This window comes from Pseudomonas sp. H26/SER47-MNA-CIBAN-0231, assembly GCF_040310465.1.
GTDB classification, from domain to species: domain Bacteria; phylum Pseudomonadota; class Gammaproteobacteria; order Pseudomonadales; family Pseudomonadaceae; genus Aquipseudomonas; species Aquipseudomonas atacamensis.
In genome coordinates this window covers 1-233 of sequence record NZ_JBEOPW010000199.1, presented here as the reverse complement: position 1 = coordinate 233, position 233 = coordinate 1, and the positions used below count along the sequence as shown (strand labels likewise).

Genomic DNA, 233 nt, shown 5'->3' with positions numbered 1-233 from the left:
CCACGGAACATTGTGGCAGCGAGCCTGCTCGCGAAAGCGCTGGGTCAGGCGAAAATGATGTTGAATGTACCGCCGCATTCGCGGGCACGCCCGCTCCCACAGGTTTTTTGTGGCACCACCAAATCATTGGTCAACACGGAACATTGTGGGAGCGAGCCTGCTCGCGAAAGCGGTGGATCAGCCGGCAATGATTTTGGATGTACCGCCGTCTTCGCGGGCAAGCCCGCGCCCCC

At 60.5% G+C, this 233-nt stretch carries 1 pseudogene; it reads right to left on the bottom strand.

Annotated elements, in window-relative coordinates:
* Window positions 1-44 precede the first annotated feature (44 nt).
* Window positions 45-233: pseudogene (locus tag AAEZ10_RS27785) on the bottom strand (hypothetical protein); the annotation flags it as partial.